The sequence below is a fragment of the Lysinibacillus sp. NPDC095746 genome (assembly GCF_044763535.1).
Taxonomy (GTDB): domain Bacteria; phylum Bacillota; class Bacilli; order Bacillales_A; family Planococcaceae; genus Lysinibacillus.
Map to the genome: position 1 here is coordinate 1 of NZ_JBIWGL010000044.1, position 17359 is coordinate 17359.

At 38.3% G+C, this 17359-nt stretch carries 14 protein-coding genes and 2 riboswitches; of the genes, 6 read left to right on the plus strand and 8 right to left on the minus strand.

What is annotated here, in order from left to right; genetic code table 11:
- Positions 1-613 precede the first annotated feature (613 nt).
- Entirely contained in the window at positions 614-1741 is a 1128-nt protein-coding gene (locus tag ACIQ7N_RS21940; RefSeq protein ID WP_402936207.1) for a DUF4261 domain-containing protein, read from the plus strand.
- Positions 1742-1894: 153 nt separating this feature from the next.
- On the opposite strand, the gene ACIQ7N_RS21945 is transcribed toward ACIQ7N_RS21940, so the two are convergent.
- The 3 genes from ACIQ7N_RS21945 to ACIQ7N_RS21955 are packed head-to-tail and all read right to left on the minus strand — an operon-like array spanning position 1895 to position 4413.
- Positions 1895-2749, minus strand: coding sequence for an SDR family oxidoreductase (locus ACIQ7N_RS21945; protein WP_402936209.1), 855 nt, complete (start codon positions 2747-2749; stop codon positions 1895-1897).
- Positions 2746-3774: a polysaccharide biosynthesis protein gene (locus ACIQ7N_RS21950; protein ID WP_402936211.1), complete on the minus strand. Its 1029-nt coding sequence runs from the start codon at positions 3772-3774 to the stop codon at positions 2746-2748. Before ACIQ7N_RS21950 ends, ACIQ7N_RS21945 begins: the two co-directional genes overlap by 4 nt.
- Before the next feature lie 39 nt (positions 3775-3813).
- Positions 3814-4413, minus strand: coding sequence for a glycosyltransferase family 2 protein (locus ACIQ7N_RS21955; protein ID WP_402936213.1), 600 nt, complete (start codon positions 4411-4413; stop codon positions 3814-3816).
- A gap of 288 nt (positions 4414-4701) precedes the next feature.
- Between ACIQ7N_RS21955 and ACIQ7N_RS21960 the strand changes: the two genes are divergently transcribed.
- The gene (locus ACIQ7N_RS21960; protein WP_402936215.1) at positions 4702-5805 is read left to right on the plus strand and encodes a glycosyltransferase; all 1104 of its coding nucleotides are present in this window, start codon (positions 4702-4704) and stop codon (positions 5803-5805) included.
- Positions 5806-5975: 170 nt separating this feature from the next.
- Here the strand turns inward: ACIQ7N_RS21960 and ACIQ7N_RS21965 are convergent, their stop codons facing one another.
- The 5 genes from ACIQ7N_RS21965 to ACIQ7N_RS21985 form a co-directional block, all read right to left on the minus strand.
- Positions 5976-9473 (minus strand): S8 family peptidase, encoded by a 3498-nt coding sequence (locus tag ACIQ7N_RS21965; protein WP_402936217.1) that lies wholly within the window; start codon positions 9471-9473, stop codon positions 5976-5978.
- A 217-nt stretch (positions 9474-9690) separates the two neighbouring features.
- Entirely contained in the window at positions 9691-10527 is an 837-nt protein-coding gene (locus ACIQ7N_RS21970; protein ID WP_402936219.1) for an energy-coupling factor ABC transporter ATP-binding protein, read from the minus strand.
- A complete protein-coding gene (gene cbiQ / locus ACIQ7N_RS21975) occupies positions 10527-11297 on the minus strand; it encodes a cobalt ECF transporter T component CbiQ (protein ID WP_402936221.1) in 771 nt (256 codons plus the stop codon). The genes ACIQ7N_RS21970 and cbiQ overlap by 1 nt, the downstream gene beginning before the upstream one ends.
- 3 nt (positions 11298-11300) lie before the next feature.
- Positions 11301-11573 (minus strand): energy-coupling factor ABC transporter substrate-binding protein, encoded by a 273-nt coding sequence (locus ACIQ7N_RS21980; RefSeq protein ID WP_132359992.1) that lies wholly within the window; start codon positions 11571-11573, stop codon positions 11301-11303.
- 1 nt (position 11574) lies between these two features.
- Positions 11575-12321 carry an energy-coupling factor ABC transporter permease gene (locus ACIQ7N_RS21985; RefSeq protein WP_402936223.1) on the minus strand — a complete coding sequence of 249 codons (747 nt, stop codon included), beginning with the start codon at positions 12319-12321 and terminating at the stop codon, positions 11575-11577.
- A 411-nt stretch (positions 12322-12732) separates the two neighbouring features.
- A riboswitch (cobalamin riboswitch) is annotated at positions 12733-12917 on the minus strand.
- 386 nt (positions 12918-13303) lie between these two features.
- Positions 13304-13487: riboswitch (cobalamin riboswitch) on the plus strand.
- Between the two features lie 136 nt (positions 13488-13623).
- Here ACIQ7N_RS21985 and ACIQ7N_RS21990 point away from each other — a divergent pair.
- The 4 genes from ACIQ7N_RS21990 to cobK are packed head-to-tail and all read left to right on the plus strand — an operon-like array spanning position 13624 to position 17348.
- Positions 13624-13995, plus strand: coding sequence for a (2Fe-2S) ferredoxin domain-containing protein (locus tag ACIQ7N_RS21990; protein WP_402936225.1), 372 nt, complete (start codon positions 13624-13626; stop codon positions 13993-13995).
- A gap of 4 nt (positions 13996-13999) precedes the next feature.
- Positions 14000-15670, plus strand: a complete 1671-nt coding sequence (gene cobJ, locus ACIQ7N_RS21995) for a precorrin-3B C(17)-methyltransferase (protein ID WP_402936227.1) — start codon at positions 14000-14002, stop codon at positions 15668-15670.
- 14 nt (positions 15671-15684) lie between these two features.
- The gene (locus ACIQ7N_RS22000) at positions 15685-16590 is read left to right on the plus strand and encodes a sirohydrochlorin chelatase (RefSeq protein WP_402936229.1); all 906 of its coding nucleotides are present in this window, start codon (positions 15685-15687) and stop codon (positions 16588-16590) included.
- Positions 16587-17348 (plus strand): precorrin-6A reductase, encoded by a 762-nt coding sequence (gene cobK, locus ACIQ7N_RS22005; protein ID WP_402936231.1) that lies wholly within the window; start codon positions 16587-16589, stop codon positions 17346-17348. The genes ACIQ7N_RS22000 and cobK overlap by 4 nt, the downstream gene beginning before the upstream one ends.
- Positions 17349-17359: the final 11 nt, after the last annotated feature.

Below are 17359 nucleotides of genomic sequence, written 5' to 3' on the forward strand. Positions count from 1 at the left end.
TACTATTAACCACCGCTCGTTTTTTCTTCATTATAAACAAAAATACCCTATAAGATGACCTTTTTGAAAGTGTCTATCTTATAGGGTACATTTTACTGACGCAGAATCCCTTTTTATTACCCTGAATATAGTATCGGAATTTTCCCCCAATTCAATTGAATGGAGGGGTTTTTTTATGACCAAAAAATAGGGATTATATTGGTACTGATTCTAGCACTAAATATAATGAACGACTCTGTTTCCATAATTATAAAACCCGAAGCTTGATCGCTGTCGACAAAAGGAATTGAGAATGAACTTTGCAATTCTAAAATACGATGTAGAACCTATTCAGCGGGAGTCTAACCACTCGCTGAAATAGGGGAAGAACTCAGGCTAAAAACGTAACATAGTGCTGTTGCAGCTACCGCTTCGCTTTCGCGCAGACAAAACCACGCCGTTGCCGCTTCGCTTTCGCCCCAAAAGACATTTGTTGGCCAAAAGCCCCAGTGGGAATAGAAGTAAAAATAGAAGTAAACTACTAATTTTTGGGATAATTCTTGATTTATTATTCATCTTCCTAAAAGTTGGTAGTATAATTGTAGAAGCATGCATTCATAAAGGGGAGAAATTGATGACAGCTCAACAACAAGCAGCTATGCAATCCATGATCGACTGGCTAGCAGATGAACACGAACTTGGGCAAAAACCTAAGAAAATAGAAATTGCAGCAGAATTTGATTTATATGATATGCACTACTATATATTCAAGTATAAAAAAACAATACTCGGCAAATGGCTCCTTGGCGTATGTGGAGGCTATGAGGACCCTTCTGACACTGAGCATTGCGGCCATATATTCAGCGAGATGCAACCTTATGACCCTGCGACTGCAGAGCAAGAAGCTGTAAAGATGGTAGAATTAATCCGAGAATACTGGATGCAGCGGGCTGCAGCATATGAAGCTACCCAATCCATGGAGGACGAGACGGACACGCAAGAGAATGGATCTGGTATTTTTAACGGGTTCGTTCTGCTTAACTCTGCAGAATGTGATATGGATCAGATAAAGGCCAACCTTTTGAATGATTGGAACATCACCTGCTCGTTAGTAGAGGATGAGGAGAACGCCGAAGAAACAGAGGATGGAACCTTAGTCTTTGAAGTGGACGACTGTATGTTAGCGGTTAGTTTTGTTGAAGCTCCCGTACCAGATGGTGAGGCTGAGTATTATGCCCAGGGCAATTATATGTGGAAGGAAGCCGTGGAGGTTACGCAAACCCATGTAGCTCAAATCATCCTGGCTGCATTTACTCGCTCCGGCTCCCCGCTGGACAGTGGCAGGCTATACACTAAGTTGGCGGCCAGTTGTTTAAAGCTTCCTAACGCAATAGGGATCTATACATCTGGCACCGTATTCCAACCTGAAATTTTCCAGGATATGGCTGAAATCATGAAAAATGACGATATGTTTCCTTTACTGAATCTTGTTTATTTCGGCCTGGTCGGAACGGAAACAGGGGTAGATGGATATACTTATGGGCTTAAGTCCTTTGGCAAGGATGAAATTGAAATCTTGGACAGTCAAGCATCTCCAGCCGAACTGCGTGATTTTTTGATTACGATTTCCGGGTATATTGTAGAAGAGAATGTCACTTTAAGGGATGGAGAAACGATCGGCTTCTCAGCAGAGCAAAAGCTGCCGATTTCCCGTTCCGAGGGAGTTTATGTCGATGGGGATACTCTCAAAATCAAATACTAGTCGCATATCTAAAAGACACCGTAGTAGGTGTCTTTTTTGCTGCAAAATCAAATTAACTAATCGCGATATTTTCTAGTGTCATGAATGATATACTTACTCGTGGCCATTTTGCACGGTCTCCGAACTTTCCTTTAGCATACAGAACCTCCAAACTCATTTAAAATAATGGGGATATAATTCTTTATGCTGCCATATCCAGTTTTTCATCTCAAAAACCATTTCTTCATAGCTAGGTACAGTAAATGAAAAATCTTTTCGAGTGTTGACAAGGGTTTTATTTATGTTTACGAGCTCATATGGTCGTATGATGACTTTATTTTCCTTGAAATGTTTATTGAATAATTGCAGAAGGTCAAACTTTGAAATACTGCTATTGTTGACGAGGTGATAGAGGCCTGTTGTCCCTTCAATTGCTGCTCGTTCAATTGCTTTTGCTAACGTTAGGGTAGTAACTCCGGTCCATATTGCACCAGTATAGCCGCGAATAGTATCATGCTGCTTCATAAACCAATTGAAGAGACCAATACCATCTTCCTTCAAATCCGGACCGATGATAGAGTTGCGAAACGTTAGGTGTTGAGTGCTTTCAATTTCTCCTAAGCCCTTCGTACGATCGTAAAAGGTTTCTCCGTCGAGAAGGCTTTTTTCATGATAGGGAGCTGTTTTTCCTGAGAACACACAATCCGTACTCAAATGAATAAGCTTGGTTTTCCTGTTTTTTAATAAAGATACAATGGCATGAGGCAAATAACTATTGAGATAAATGCTTTTCTCACGGTCCGTTTCACAGGCATCATTTAAAACGCCGATACAATTGACTACAACATCGTAGTCGTCTTCTAGTAATAGTGACCTTAAAAAATCTGCATCAGAAATATCTCCCGTAATATTATTTCCATATGAAAAGGCTGTTCGTGAATAGGTAGTTACATCATGCCCTTTTGAGCATAAATAGAGTGAAATCGTGTGGCCAGCCATTCCTGTAGCTCCAAGAACTAAAAATTTCAAGGTTTTCCTCCCATCCAATTATGTAATTCTTCTTGAACAAGAGGGAGCGTTAATAATTTTTCTTTTATTTCAGCGACGGACAGTATTTTCGTATTAGTAGAGTTATATTCATCGGTTAGCGTAATTTTAGGAGAACCCTCATCAAGATATTTCCCATAATTTAAATCTCGATTATCTGCAGGGATTCTATAAAAATTCCCCATATCGAGTGCCTTTGCGGCTTCTTCCTTCGTTAATAACACTTCGTAAATCTTTTCACCATGCCGTGTTCCGATTATTTGTATCTTATTTTGTGCCTGAAATATTTCTAGTAAAGCCTGTGCTAAATCCTCAATATATGCAGCTGGTGATTTTTGTACCATAATGTCTCCGTTATCTGCGTGTGAAAAGGCATATAAAACTAGTTCTACTGCTTCATCAAGACTCATCATAAAGCGTGTCATTTTTGGATCTGTAATCGTTAAAGGATTGCCAGCTTTAATTTGTTCGATAAATAAAGGAATAACAGAGCCGCGTGAAGCCATGACATTGCCATACCGTGTACCGCAAATCAATGTTTGATCTGGATGGACCATTCTTGACTTAGCAATAAACGTTTTTTCCATCATGGCCTTTGATATGCCCATTGCATTTACTGGATAAGCAGCCTTATCAGTAGATAGGCAAATAATTTTTTTAACACCGGTTTGAATAGCAGCCGTTAAAACATTGTCGGTGCCGATGATGTTTGTTTTAACTGCCTCCAGTGGGAAAAATTCACAAGAGGGGACTTGCTTTAGAGCTGCAGCATGAAAAATAAAATCGACGTCATACATCGCATTGTAAATGCTTTGGATGTCACGTACATCGCCGATAAAAAATTTGATTTTCGGATGTTGATAGAGTTTACGCATATCATCTTGCTTTTTTTCATCTCTTGAAAAGATGCGTATTTCTTTAATGTCGGTATTCAAAAATCTCCTTAATACCGCATTACCAAAAGAGCCTGTGCCTCCAGTTATGAGAAGAACTTTATCTTTAAACATTGTATTGTTTCACACCTCTTACATGTATGGAGTACTATTTTATTTTAATCCTCTTCGATGTAAATCATATTCAGAATTTTCTCTCGGGAAGTTATACCAATATGCCAATTCATTTGTATATTTGCTGGTCGGATTTTTATCCATTAAGGCACAATTAAAATCCCAATCCCCGGCAATATCTTTTCTTATGGTAAAGGTTGCATCACCTACAAAACTTCTTCGAATAATTTTAAATTGTCCAGGTAAAGTATATCGATTAGATTCATCTTTTATAAATGTGTAGCCAGCCTTTGTTAACATGTTGTAGTAGTAAATATCAAACTGACCATCTACTTGTGCTAAGACGTTTCCAATAGCGGGTAAATAGTGATCATCACTATCAATGATAGCTATATAATCACCTGTAGCTTCGGCAATACAACGATTATAGGCTACACTAGCACCCAAATTAGTTGGATGGTTAATGATTTTCAAGGCAGGGCAGTTTTTTTGATAGTCCTTTAATAGGGCTACAGTATTGTCGGTGGAGCCATCATCGCAAACGATAATTTCATAGGCGTATTCTTTCGGGATACTTTCCAACATTGTTAAAATCCACTCTTCACTATTATAGGCAGGTGATAAAAAGCTGATTTTCATGTATAACCCTCGATTCTTTTATTGTTAGTAAAAAATGTTCGATAGGCGTAAGCAAAGTTTTAATGCTGTTAGCTTTGATTGACATAAAGGATTCTTTATTACAATATGCGTTGCAAGTGCTGTTCTATAGGCAATTGTTTAGATTCGTTGTTATTTAAAAGAGAGAAAGCACATTGAAAATAAGGTGATTTTACTAGTGTATTCACGGTGCTTATACTATTCTTTTCACGTTATTCAACGAAAAATCATAATTTAAGGAAACCACTTCATTTTAAAAAGGGGGATGTTATGTCAAAAAAGATAGCCTTCATATGTAGCGTGGAATCGTATAAGCTTTCCGACGCACATATTTTCAAAGATTTGTGCCTTGTTCCGATTTTGTTAGGTGAATATTTAGGTTATGATGTTAGTATTTTGACGACGGAAATGAATGAGATATTATTGAAACAAAATTTTCCTGCTGTTACTTTTCAACATATTCCGTTTGAGGATGACTATGTTGATAATATGAATACCTATTTAATAGAGCATGCAAAGGACATCGATATTGCATTTGCAATAGGACCGTATCCATCGTATTTGTCGATATTAAAAACCTATAAAAAATTTAATCCGAACGGAAAAATTTATATGAAACTAGATGTTAATCGTTTTTGGTTAAATCGATTAAAAACCTATCCTTATTTTTCAGAGTTACTCCAGCTTTGTGATGTACTTTCCTCTGAGTGTGAATCCATTCAAAACGCTATTCATGAATTTTTAAATTTAGATATTAAACGTATTCCTAATGGTTTTTATGAGCTATTTCAAACAGAGCCGGTTTCATATAAAGAAAAAGAAAATAGAATACTAACGGTTGGCCGATTAGATGCTCCTGAAAAACAAATTCTTTTAGCAGTCAAAGCATTTTTAGCTGCACAACTTTCAGATTGGGAATTTCGGTTAGTAGGTCCCATGTCAGAGGCGTTTAGACAGGAGCTGCTGAACGTACTTGATGGAAACCCATTTGCGGCACGGGTCATTATTTTGGGACCGATTTATGATAAGGTGCAATTGGAGGAGGAGTATAGAAAGGCTAAAATTTTTTGCCTTACCTCTTTAGTAGAATGCTATGCTCATGTATTTGCTGAGGCTGCAAAGAATGGTTGTTACATTGTTTCGACTGATGTAGATGGGGCTTTGGATATTACTCATAATCAACGCTATGGAACAATTCATCCGACACATGATTGGGAAGGTGTTGGGCAGACATTGCAGCAAGTAACGAAACAGGAAGCTTTACTAGGGGATACGTGTGAACATCTCCAAGCATTCGCAAGGGCGGAATTAAATTGGAAGCATATTGTGCAAAAGGTGGCACAATATTTAGGGGAAAAGCCAAGTTTAAATTAGGTCGAATAGAAAGGGTAGATCATCTCTATATAAAAAATCCCCTAGATTTTTCATCATCTAGGGGATAAACCTTCATTTTTTTGAAAACTTAAATCTTGCAGCTATTACACTACCTTCAACTGAAAAGTCTATTGTTCTTAAAAGTTCGTTTTTCAGCCCAAGGGTATATCTTATTTTATTTCAAGTGTATATGGTTGAGTACTAGCTTTGCCGTAATATTCACTTACTTCAATATAGTAAGTGCCTTTATCCAGTTCGACTGTACCTACTTCAGCATCTCCAGCTCCGTAAAGATCTAAAGTTTCAACTGTTTTTCCTTTTGCATCAATAATACGGATGACACCATCTAGTGCTTTTTCTGTTTGAAGAGAGAAGGACACATTGCGTTTGCTGTCGTTATTAAATTCAAAATAGTCCTTATCACCAAATGGAACACCAGCATTTAAATATTGAGTAGCTACCCATTTATCATCTTTTTTCGTAAGTACAGTTGGTTTTGTCGGTATACCATTAACTAACTTAGAATCTGCATCCTCATCTTGTTTTTTATGATCAAACAAAGTTAAAGTATATGGCTGGATTGATACTTGTCCTACATTGCTTCCGTTAAGAACAATAAAATAACCGTGATCTTTTTTGGCTTTAAAAGAAGTATTTACATCTGTTGTTCCTCCAAGACCAAGTAGCATTTGAAGTAGGTCTTCACCTTGTCCAAATGGTATTTCAGTAGCCATTTCATGTGGATCGATTTCCATATTACCATTTGTATCTTCTATAATAGAGCCTGAAAATTTCAAGTCATTTTGAAGTTCATTAGGTAATTGAGCTAGCTGTTCTTTAGTATATGGTACAGAAGAAATAAGAAGACTCATGACTTCATCTTTCCCCTGTTGTTTATAGTAGTAGAAATCAGTATCATCTTGATAAATGAGATGATCTTTATAAGTAATACCAGGTTTTATCGTTGTTGCAGTGGTTGGTGTGTTATTACTTCTATTATCGTCTTCTGGAATTGCTGCCATTTTACTAGTTTTAAGTGTATATGGTTCAGCAGAACGATCACCAAAATTCATCACTTGTACTACATATGTTTTGTCCTTTTTCAATGCAATTGCCTTTGCATCGTTTGGATCACTTGCTGATCCAAAAAGTAGACTGAGTAACCCCATATCATTCGTTAATGAAGAAACTGGGATTAATTCATTTGTTTCCTCATCATATTCGAATACAGTACCGGCTGGAGATTGGTTTAAACCCTTTTGAATTTGGAAACCATATACGGCATCTTCTTTAGCTGTAAATGCGAAGTAATCTTGATCATCTTCTGTTTGGAAGTATGCTTTTTGATCTTTACCAATATCAAAACGAATTGCTTGGCTCATGATTTGGTCAACATTTTCCGGTTGTCCCATAGCATCTGGATTCATGAATATATTCATGAAATCATTTAGTTGATTACGTTTCTTTGCTTTATACTCCGTTAAAGGTAAAATTTCCTTTTGTACGTTGTCTTCTTGCATTCCGCCATTTGATGAAAGTCCGTCTTCATCCTTAGGAAGGGTAACGACTTCACCTTTTAATGTGTAAGGAATGATGGATTCACTAACAGTTTGCTCAGTTTCAATACCGCCGCCAAAGAACATATCAAGTGAAAAATTCATACCGTTTTCATTAGATACGCTTATTACATACTCTTCCTCAGGTACAGCATCGACAACTAAGTTGACGCCATCGCCTTTATCCGTGCCGTAAGATGCTCGGATTGGGTAGGCCTCATTTAATCCTTCATCATCTTCCTCCTCTGACGGAACATTAACTAAATCTTCTTTTAGATAAAGCTCCATAGAAGCAGAAACACCTGGAATCCCAGCTAAATCAAATTTCAGTGTCGTTGGTTCATTCACTGAAAATGTAAAATAATCTTTATCACCTAGATGATCTTCAGAAAGTAGGGTATAGTTTTTCCCGGCTGTACTGAATGGGAATTTTTCAATCTTCGCCATATGTTCCATATCTAAAGCATCAATTGGTAATTTTTTAGTTGTTTGAGCCGTGAATACGTAGTTTGAATTACCTTTCGAGCTATAGCTGCCATTATGATCTTTAACGCCAATAAGAAGGGTTCCTTTTTGATCTGCTTTATATAGGTATCCTTCTTGCTTGCCTACACGTACATCATTGACGTTAATTGGTTCTACTTCTTTTTTATTACCTTCAGGGTAGAAGTATAAATCAAATGCATAATCATATTTGTCTGCACCTTTTAATGTCAGTTGAGCATACTCATTTGCATCTAGCTCCACCTTGTACCATTTCTTTTCGTCTGGTAACTTGAATTCACCTTTTTCAGTATTTACTATATCTTTTTTAAGGACTTTTGCGTTTTTCAAGCGCTCTTCTTTTGTTTCAGAATACTGTTTTGGTAGATTATTAATATTAAACTGTAATGCTTTCACAGGATCTACAAGGCCATGTCCATATGTCAGATCATAGCCCTTTTCACCTAAATCCTTTGCGGTCATTTCGAGAATAGCTTCTATTTCATAAGGCTTTAAATTTGGATATTTTGATTTTAGTAGGGATGCCACACCTGCAACAACAGGAGAAGCCATCGATGTTCCACTAAATTTTACAAAGGATGATCCTTTTTTCTCATCATGAACTGTACTGTAAATGTCTTCACCTGGAGCTACAAGGTCAACTGATGGACCATAGTTTGAATAGCTTGATAGTTTGTTTCTTTCATTCGTAGATCCTACACTAATAACGCCTTCGAATGAAGCAGGGAAGAAGTATTCATCTGTCGATTCATTTCCAGCAGCTGCTACAACGGTAATGCCTTTATCAATCGCTTTTTGAACAGCTTCCTTCACTAATGGAGATTCTCCATAGCCGCCAAGGCTCATATTGATAACATCTGCGTTTTGCTCAATCGCGTAAAGGATTCCTTGTGCTATGAAGTAATCGGTAGTACCTTCTTTTCCGTTAAATACATCAATTGGAAGAATCTTAGCGTTTGGATTAATCCCATGGCCTCCAATCCCATTATCTTTTGCTGCACCAACAATTCCAGCCACATGTGTTCCGTGGTCGTTTGGATAAGGATTATTGGCTGGGGCTGCTGCATTATATGGCGGTAACACTTGAGATTTTAAATCTGGATGCTTAAAATCCACACCACCATCGATAACGGCTACTTTTACATCATTGTTGCCTGCTAATTCTAGAGCTTTATCAATTTGAAGTAGACTCAAATGGTACATATCCTGTTTCTTTGGATCTACTTCTGTGCCAAAGGAATGATACACGTAGCTTGGAGATACTTTTTTAACTCCTTTTTGTTTCACATAGTATGAAACTGCTTTTTCCAAATCTGTTCCTTTGTTCAGTTGGATAACATCGTATCCTAATGAAGGAATAGAGCGGATCACTTTTGCGCCAATTTTTTTGTGCACATTCTTATCAAGACCGGAATGTTTGACGATAATCGTATCCTGACTAATCCATTCTTTTTGATTCTTAGATGTTTGATCCTTATTGCTAGCTACTTTCACTAACTCTTGGTTCTTCGCTGTTTTTTGTGGCGCTTCAGCAAAGGCAGAAGTAGCAGGAACCATTAGTGCTGCAGATGCTACTAAAGCAACTGATTTTTTCTTCCAGTTTTTCAACTGTTTTCCCTCCTTGAGTGTGCCAAATATTTGTGACATCTATACTAATACGGATGACTGATAGAAAAGTTTCGTAATAAGTATATATTTTTCCAAAATCACCACTCTTCTCATATTTATCCCATTATAAAAATATGAGAAGAGTGGTCGAAACATTCTACTCGATTTGTGAGATGGGAGTAGGAGCACAGATTCAATTAACTATGAACAAATTATCTTAAAGCTGCTCAAGAAGTCTGTGCAAATCTTCCTTCGAACGAGGCATTTTAATGTTTTTTTTAAATAACTTTTTCTTTTGCAAGGCAATGGCCATTTCAAAGACCCATGGTCGTTCAAGATGGGCTCTTTCAAGCAAATCTTCTTGGAAGAACATTGCAACTGGATCTCCATTATAAATAATTGTCCCAGCTTCCATCACGATTATTTGATCTGCCCATTCATAAGCTAATGAAATATCATGTGTTGCCAGTAAAATTGTTCGTTCACCGTTCTCTAATGTTTCTAAATACTGTAAAACTTGTGCACTATAATAATTATCTAGTCCAGCTGTTGGTTCATCTAATAATAAAACGGATGGTTCCATTGCAAGTACTCCTGCCATTGCGACACGTTTTTTCTGTCCAACACTTAAAAAATGGATCGGTTTATCTAGCAATGCTTCGACTTCGGTTTGAGCGACGGCCCACGCAATTTTCTTTTCAATTTTTTCAGTTGTCCAGCCAAGATTCAAAGGACCAAATGCAATATCTTGCTTAACTGTGCCAGAAAAAAGCTGATTGTCGGCATCCTGAAAAACAATACCAACCTGTTGGCGTAATTGTTTTAATGCTTTTCTACTATAGTTCAGGTCATTGCCACAAAAGGATATACTTCCAGCGGTAGGCTTCAAAATACCATTTAAATGCTGAAATAACGTTGATTTTCCAGCTCCATTATGACCAAGTAAAGCGATTTTTTTCCCCTTTGGAATTTGAAGTGTAATATCTGTTAGTGCATAAGTTCCATCTGCATAAGCGTAGGATAAATGTGTTAAATCAAAGTATAAATCTGTCATCAGAAAAAACCTCCATAAATGATGAGGAGTATAAAAATAGTAGCAATACCTATCCAATTTTTCGTGTTATAGATAACATCGTTTTGCCAATAAACAGTTTCGCCTCCACGGGCTTCCATCGCATTGTTTAGTTCACGACTGCGTTGGAACATCTCGACAAATAAAGCTGCAATTAACATTGATACCGAACGAAGCCACTGTATAGGGGAGCTGTATCCTAGACGAGCCTGCTGGGCAAGATGAATTTTTTGCATACTATCTAAAAAGATAAAAATAAAACGATACGTTAGCTCTACTAGCTCTACAAATAGAGTTGGAATTCGCCATTGTCGAAGCACGTAACAAATAGATTGGACTGATGTTGTGAGAATTAAAAAATACAAACAGCTAATGCTGCCAAGGACGATGAAAAAAAGCTGTTGCGCTGTTCCGAGGCTCGCTCTGCCGATAAAAATCGTCCAATTATTAAGTGAAAATGACCAAATATACGTTGGTAACGTGCTAGTTGTTGGCGCTATAGAAATTAAAATTGACACTAAACTTGATAGTAAAAAAAATCCGGGTAGCAATAGCAATTTAGCGTAATATTTTGCAGGGATTTTTGCACCTAAAATGATAAAAGCACTCATCACAAAAAATGTAATGAGTGAAATTCGTTCATCTCTCATGATAAGCGACAATATAAGTAGTCCAAGGGATAACGTCATTTTTTCTAACGGATGAACAGACGCTAATTTATTCAAATAAGCATACTTATCAATGAGTAACATCGCTTAACCCTCTTTATGTTTGCCGCGCATTAAGCCAATAAAATAGCCGATAAATCCAGCGCCAATAGCAGCTTGTAATGCGAATAATAAGCTTTCAATTTCACCACTTGGTGGCTCCCATAAGCTTTCAAACCATGGCTCGTAGTTAGCATCAATTTCACTAATTGCTGCTTCCGCTTCGCCATCAGCCCCTTCGAACTCTGCACCTTTTTGAATAAATAGGGGGATAATTGCTAGAAACACAACAATGGCTAAGAGCAGTAGGTTTTTTTTCATGTTAGTGTGCCTCCTTTGTTGAGAAAACACGTAGAGTTTTTAATTCACTCACATTGTATTTTTTCAGGAAGTTCATAACAATCACTGTTAAAATTCCTTCACTAACAGCAAGAGGAATTTGTGTTAGCGCAAAAATACCAGCAAATTTTGTGAATGAAGCCATAAAGCCTCCGACCTCAGAAGGGAAGGCAAGAGCTAGTTGCACTGAAGTGACAACATATGTACCTAAGTCACCAAGCATTGCTGCTAAAAAGACGGCTACTGAAAATGATAATCCCATTTTTTGTGAGCCCTTAAATACATAGTAAGCGATAATAGGGCCCATAATTGCCATAGAAAAGGTATTTGCCCCTAATGTTGTAAGCCCACCGTGTGCTAACAGTAAAGATTGGAATAATAATATGATTGTCCCGATAACACTCATCGCTAATGGTCCAAAAAGAACTGTTCCAAGTCCAACTCCAGTTGGATGTGAGCAACTCCCTGTTACAGAAGGGATTTTTAAGGCAGATAGTACAAAGGCAAAGGCACCCGATAGCCCTAATATCATTTTTGTTTCAGGATTTTCTTCAATGGTTTTTCGAATAGAACGTAATCCTAAAATAATAAATGGAATCGATATGACCCACCAAAAAATCGCCCATTCAATTGGCAAAAAACCCTCCATAATATGCATCGCAAATGCACGATTTGGCACGAATAAAAATGCCAATAAGAAATAACTAAGCTTCCAACCTGAAAATTTCAAGAATCTCTCCTCCTAGCTTTTAACTTTTTCGAATTAGTATGCGATCGATCCAATTTGGCCTTGGCGTAATTGTAGCTGCCGCTTCGCTTTCGCTACAGAAAACATTTGTAGCTGCCGCTTCGCTTTCGCTACAGAAAACATTTGTAGCTGCCGCTTCGCTTTCGCACAGATAAACAATGCGTCCGGATTTTGAATTGTGCATTCCTTTCAAAGTCCGTGACATCCGCCAGAGGCTTTTTTTCATTCAGTAGGTGTTTTGACCCGGTTGGAACCATATCTGTACTCATCTACCTGGAGACGGATTCTCTTCTGAATGAAAAAAGCACTTCTCCGATAGTGGAAAAGTGCATAGCTAAAAAAGCAAATAAAATTCTAATCTGCTAAGCCGCACACCCATCCTCGTAGGTTGAAACGATCACATATTTTTCGGCAGGTCTCCTGGCTTTAGTTCAACGTTTTATAGGTCTTCCCATCCTTTGGACAGTGACATTCTCCATAAAACTCCCTAGTACAGTGGCGGGACCGCGCCGGATTTGAACCGGCTTCCCTTTTAAGCGAAAAGCTGAACAATTCGCACCGAAAAAAGATGAAGTTGTGAGATTTCACGACAAAGTGTAACATGAATTTCCATATATATGCTATCATTTTTATGAAAAAATTTAAAATTGATAGTCTATATCGAAAATTTAGATAAAACAAAAAAGAATGTCGCGTTTTTCTATAGAATTTTAAAAAAATTGTCACAAATTAAGAAAGTAATGTTGAAATTTTAAAAAAATAAGCTATGATAGAAACAGTTTTAAATTACATGAAAATTCTTTCAGCAAACGCCTTTGTAGCGAAAGTGAAGTGTTAGCTATAGAAGGAATGCTGATTTAAGTTCTTTTCAGTGGGTGTCAAAACACCTGAACCTGCTGAAAGAAGTTAAAGCCTCCACGGCTGTCACGGAATTATGCCGAGGCATACTTGATATATTAAAAATTCATATAAAACATCCATAAGTGCTTGAATTTTTTCAAGATAATAGGGAAATCGGTGAAAGTCCGATACAGCCCCCGCTACTGTAATAGCTGATGAAATCGCGGATGCCACTAGTGAAAACTAGGAAGGTGCGAAAGTAAAAGGAAGCTTAAGTCAGGAAACCTGCTTATGTGATGATGCATGCAAACTTTTCGGAGGGAGAAGTTGAAGCAAGAGCGAGTACCTGTATATATTCGTTTTTATTTGGCTTCTACAAACCTTTACTCTTCGTCTAGAGTAAAGGTTTTTCTTTTCCTAAAAGCAAATGAGAGGAGAACAACTATGACAACTTGGAATTTAGAGGGGATGAAAACGCATCTTTTTATTTGCAATGGTAGTAGCTGTATGAAAAAAGATGCTGAGGATATTACTCAGGCAATTCGTGATGAAATACAGTTACTAGCTCTTGATCAGGAAATACATACGACAAGAACCCGCTGTAATGGCAGGTGTAAGGATGCTTGTGTTGTCATTGCTTATCCTCAGGGAAATTGGTACCGTGTGCCAACAACGGAGCATGCGAGAGCGCTCGTACAAGATTTAAATCATGAGTCGTTACATAATGAACATGTCTTTACATTACAGGAAGGTTCGTTACAGCGTACAGCACAAACAACAGCCATTAAAGGTATTGAAAAGGTGAAAGAGGGGTAACAAAATGGCGCAAAAAGGTAAGATTTTCGTAGTTGGCTTTGGCCCTGGAGACTTTAAACATATTACGACTCGTGCTGTAGAGGCACTGCAACAAAGTCATATGATCATTGGTTATAAAACCTATGTTGAACTTATTCAGGATTTAGTTAGTGCAAAGTCGATTATTAGTACTGGTATGACGGAGGAAGTTTCACGTGCACAGGAAGCGGTACGTCAAGCAGAGGCTGGAAGTATCGTATCGGTTATTTCCAGTGGAGATGCCGGCGTTTATGGAATGGCAGGATTAGTGTATGAGGTATTAATCGAGCTAGGCTGGACAGAAGCCACTGGTATCGAGGTAGAAATTGTTCCAGGTATTTCAGCTATTAATTCGTGTGCGAGTTTACTAGGTGCTCCAATTATGCATGACGCCTGTACCATTAGTTTAAGTGACCATTTAACACCTTGGAATTTAATTGCAAAAAGAGTAGAAGCAGCAGCGATGGCGGATTTTGTTATTGCTCTTTATAACCCGAAAAGTGGGCGTCGTACTAGACAAATCGTAGAGGCGCAACGAATTTTATTGGAATATCGTTCGCCAGAGACACCGGTTGGACTTGTGAAAAGTGCATATCGTGATCGTCAGGAAATAACGATGACGACTTTAGCAGAAATGCTTGAACATGATATCGGCATGTTAACGACAGTTATTATTGGGAATTCAACAACATTCTTCTACGACAATAAGATGATTACGCCACGTGGTTATCAGCGGAAATATACACTTGGTGATGAAAAACAACCGTTACGACCACATCAACGACTCAAGGAAGAAAATGAACCATGGGCGATGAATCAAGAAACAGGAGCAGCGCGTAATGATTTTGCGACAGATCCTAACGCCAATCGTATAAAGCCCAGTTTAGCCATTAGACCACAACTAAAGCCTAAAAAATCGTCACTTGAAATGGCAACAGCAGCTCTTGCTTTGGTGAAGGGTACGAGCGCTGTGAAAGTAACACCCAAGCTCGTTCAACAAAAAATCGAATCTGTTTTTGAATTAGCGGTTAGTCCTGGGGTAGCCAATAAGTTCTTTACGCCGCAACAAATGATGACATTAGCTGAAGTAGTTGGTGAGGAAGGGACGATGGAGTATACACCAGACCATCAAATTCATTTGAAAATTCCAACGTCTGAGCCTGAAAAAATTACAACAAAGCTCCGTGAAGTTGGCTTTTTACTTGCACCACTTGGTGACGTACTTTCGTTAAAGGCTTGTGACTTCTGTTACGGAGAAAAGGTCGATTCGATTCCTTATGCAGAAGAGATTCAAGAAAAGCTTGGGGGTATGGCGTTACCGAAAACATTAAATATTGGCTTTAACGGCTGCGGTATGGCATGTTATCGAGCCGTATTTGATGATATTGGCATTGTTTATCGTAAAAGTAAATTTGATGTTTTTATTGGTGCCAAGCCGGTTGGTCGTACAGCACATGCGGCCCAGCCTGTTGTTGAGGGATTAGAGCCTGAACAGCTCATACCACTTATCACCGACATTATCGATGAATATAAAGCAAATGCACATCCAAATGAACGTTTGTTTAAATACTTCAAGCGTGTGAAAAAGATCCTACATTTTACGTATCAGGATATGTCTTCAAAAATAAAAGTAGAGCCAGCTCCATGCGGCGACTAGTGAGGGGTAATGAGATGAAAGCAATTTTATTTGTCGGCCACGGGAGCCGTTTAGAAGCAGGAAATGAAGAGGTACGCACATTTATCAAGCAAATGACGCCTCGTATTGATGAACGTTTTTTAGTTGAAACATGTTTTTTAGAATTCGCTTCGCCGAATATTGAGGAAGGTATTACGAACTGTGTGAAAAAGGGTGCTACAGAGGTGCATGTTATTCCGATTATTCTTCTTCATGCTGGACATTCAAAACTACATATTCCAGCAGAAATCGAACATGCACGCGAGCATTATCCAAATATAACGTTCACATATGGTCAAACAATCGGTATCCATGAAGAAATATTTGCTATTTTAGAAGACCGTTTAGCTGAAATCGGCTTCAATGCTGAAGAACAACATGAAGATACTGCTATTTTATTAATTGCACGTGGTGGTAGTGATCCTGCAGCAAATGGTGATTTTTATAAAATTACACGCTTGTTATGGGAAAAACTACCGGTTAAGTATGTGGAAAGTGCCTTTATGGGTGTCACTGATCCGCGTGTTGAAGAAGGAATTGAGCGTTGTGTGAAGCTCGGTGCTAAAAAAATTATTATGCTACCGTATTTTTTATTCACAGGTATCCTAATGGAACGTATGAACGGTATGTGTAAGCAATTTAACGAAAAATATCCGGACTGTGCTATTCAAATTGCTAACTATTTTGGCTATCATGAGCGTTTACAAAATGTACTATTAGAACGTATTGAGCAAGCTGTAAATGGCACGTCAACTGGTATGCAAGATTTAGAAAATTATCGTGCTTATGCAGCAGTACATGGACATGCGCATCATCATCACCATCATGACCACGATCATGACCATGATCATCACGACCATGATCACCATCATCACCACCATGAAGAGGAGCCAGTGAAATGATTTTTATGTTAGCAGGGACGAGCGATGCTAGAAATCTAGCACTTGAAATCCAGTCAGCGGGTTACGCTGTAACAGCAACGGTCGTTACTGAATCAGCTGCTTCTAGCCTTGCTGAAGTAGGCCTTTCTTATTTAGTCGGTCGTTTAACGGCGGACGAAATGGCAACGATTATTACAGAGCGAGGATACCGTTTAGTGGTAGATGCCTCTCATCCATTTGCTGAAGAAGCTTCAAAAAATGCTATGGTGGCAGCTGAGCAAGCAAATGTTCCGTATATTCGCTATGAACGTGCTCATGAGCATTATGCACATCCACTAATTACGATTGTGAAGGATTACGACGAGGCAGCCCATTTAGCAGCAGAAAAACGTGGTGTCATAATGCTAACGACGGGCAGTAAAACACTAGCAACCTTTACAAAGGTATTACATGGTTTAGAAAATACACGAGTAATTGCGCGTATGCTTCCTCGACTCGATAACATGGAAAAATGCGAAGCACTTGGTGTGGCACAAAGAGATATTGTTGCCATACAGGGCCCTTTTTCAAAGGAATTAAATGAAGCACTTTTTCGTCAATATGATGTGACGTTGATGATTACGAAAGAAAGCGGCAAGGTTGGCTCGGTGGATGAAAAGCTAGAGGCAGCCCTTGCATGTGGCATCGAAACGATTTTAATTGCAAGACCAAATATAAAATACGGACAGCAATATTCTACATTTGAAGACGTACTTCAAGCTGTACAAAACACACTTTAGGAGGCAATCCA

Coding starts and splice junctions, on each gene's coding strand:
- ACIQ7N_RS21940 (WP_402936207.1), top strand. CDS start 614: ATGACAGCTCAACAACAAGCAGCTATGCAATCCATGATCGACTGGCTA.
- ACIQ7N_RS21950 (WP_402936211.1), bottom strand. CDS start 3,774: ATGTTTAAAGATAAAGTTCTTCTCATAACTGGAGGCACAGGCTCTTTT.
- ACIQ7N_RS21955 (WP_402936213.1), bottom strand. CDS start 4,413: ATGAAAATCAGCTTTTTATCACCTGCCTATAATAGTGAAGAGTGGATT.
- ACIQ7N_RS21960 (WP_402936215.1), top strand. CDS start 4,702: ATGTCAAAAAAGATAGCCTTCATATGTAGCGTGGAATCGTATAAGCTT.
- ACIQ7N_RS21970 (WP_402936219.1), bottom strand. CDS start 10,527: ATGACAGATTTATACTTTGATTTAACACATTTATCCTACGCTTATGCA.
- cbiQ (WP_402936221.1), bottom strand. CDS start 11,297: ATGTTACTCATTGATAAGTATGCTTATTTGAATAAATTAGCGTCTGTT.
- ACIQ7N_RS21980 (WP_132359992.1), bottom strand. CDS start 11,573: ATGAAAAAAAACCTACTGCTCTTAGCCATTGTTGTGTTTCTAGCAATT.
- ACIQ7N_RS21990 (WP_402936225.1), top strand. CDS start 13,624: ATGACAACTTGGAATTTAGAGGGGATGAAAACGCATCTTTTTATTTGC.
- cobJ (WP_402936227.1), top strand. CDS start 14,000: ATGGCGCAAAAAGGTAAGATTTTCGTAGTTGGCTTTGGCCCTGGAGAC.
- ACIQ7N_RS22000 (WP_402936229.1), top strand. CDS start 15,685: ATGAAAGCAATTTTATTTGTCGGCCACGGGAGCCGTTTAGAAGCAGGA.
- cobK (WP_402936231.1), top strand. CDS start 16,587: ATGATTTTTATGTTAGCAGGGACGAGCGATGCTAGAAATCTAGCACTT.